Origin of the sequence: Methanobrevibacter oralis (assembly GCF_001639275.1) — an archaeon.
Classification (GTDB): Archaea; Methanobacteriota; Methanobacteria; order Methanobacteriales; family Methanobacteriaceae; genus Methanocatella; species Methanocatella oralis.
In genome coordinates this window covers 1-1,838 of the sequence record NZ_LWMU01000121.1, presented here as the reverse complement: position 1 = coordinate 1,838, position 1,838 = coordinate 1, and the positions used below count along the sequence as shown (strand labels likewise).

The 1,838-nt window shown below is 27.2% G+C and carries 1 protein-coding gene; it reads left to right on the top strand.

Annotated features, from left to right (window positions below; all coding sequences use genetic code 11):
- Positions 1-1,249 (top strand): hypothetical protein (locus tag MBORA_RS10905; RefSeq protein WP_169805477.1); only part of this gene is annotated, 1,249 nt, incomplete at its 5' end.
- Positions 1,250-1,838: the final 589 nt, after the last annotated feature.

Sequence of the window (1,838 nt, the reverse complement as noted above, 5' to 3'; positions counted from 1 at the left end):
AAAAGTAGAAATCAACCTACCAAAAGACCTAACAGGCATTATAAATGTAGTTTTAAATAACAAAACTTACCCGGTAGAAATTATTAATAATAAAGCTATCGTAATCATCCCTAACTTAGCACAAGGAAAATACATAGCTAAAATAACTTATTCAGGAGATAATAAATACTTACCAACCAATACAACAGTGAATATTAAAGTACTTGGAATTAATATTACAGCACCAGATGTTGAAAAATACTACAAAGGCTCTGAAAAACTACAAATCTTTATAAAAGATAGTGAAGAAAATGCAATTGCAGGCCAAAATGTACAAATAAAAATAAATGGCAAAAATTATACTGCAAAAACCAACAACAAAGGCATTGCAAGCATAAAACTTGATTTAAATATTGGAAAATATTCCGCAATCATTAACGCCAATAATAAACAAATCAATGCAAGCATAACAATAAAATCCACAATCCACGCACCTAACATGATTAGAGGCTACAATAGTGGACTAGACTACCAAACAACCTTACTAAATGTTGACGGAACACCACTAGCCAATACCCACATAACATTAAAAATTGGAGGTAAAAAATATTCACTTACAACTGATGCAAAAGGTGTTGCTAAATTAAACAAAAAAATAGCCATTGGAACATACAACATACTAATTATAAACCCAGCCAACTTAGAAAAACAAACAAAAACTTTAAAAATCATCTCCAGAATAAACAACAACAAAAACCTAATAGGAGATTATTTATCCGGAATTAACTACAAAATCCGCATTATTGGTGATAATGGCAAAATTGCAAGTGCCGGAGAAATCATTAAATTTACAATAAACAAAAAAACATACAATATAAAAACAGACAAAAATGGATACGCAACATTAAAAATAACACTAACACCAAAAACATACTACATAACAGCAACCTACAAAAATCAAACAGTAAAAAACAAAATAACCATAAAACAAATACTAAAAACAAAAAAAACAACAACAATCAAAAAAACTGCTAAAAAAATAACACTAAAAGCAACACTAAAAAAATCCAACAAAAAAGCACTTAAAAACAAAAAAATAACATTCAAATTTAAAGATAAAACCTACACCACCAAAACCAACAAAAAAGGCATAGCTAAAATAACCATCAAAAAGAATGTAATAAAAAAACTCAAAATAGGCAAAACATACCCAGTAAAAATAACCTACGTAAAAAATACCATCACAGGATCAGTAAAAATTAAAAAATAGAGGGTCAAAAATATATCCTCTATTACCATTTCTTTTTTCAAAAGTTTTATTATTGATACATTAATAAACTATTTACTCAGATAACCATCAAAAATATTAATAATTAACTATTACACACATACACTCAAAAAAAAATAGTAATTATAGTTTTTGCTAAATGATTATACCATTGCTGTCAAGCAAATGGTTTTTAATAGCTTTACGTATACAAAACCAACATCAACACATTGATTGGAAACATAAAAGAAAAACTGCCCAGACTACTAACAGACAACTAAGAAGAAATACAAATAATAGTTAAAGAAGATAATTGATATGACCAAAAAAGATTTGGTTTACACGAAAATTAAAGCACCAACAAACGAAGAAAGAGATAAAAAGAATTTTTATCATAAAAAATGCAAATCAAACATACAAGATAGTTTTTAAAAAAATTAAAAACCTTAGCTTGACAGCAATGCAGGGACTGTCAATTTGTTAGCTCTTTGACATATTTTTTAGTTTTTTTTATTTTTCTTTGATTCTTTTTGTGTTTTCTGTTGTGTTTGTGAAAAGATTTAAATATTAGTTGTTGTTTTTCTTGTTGTGA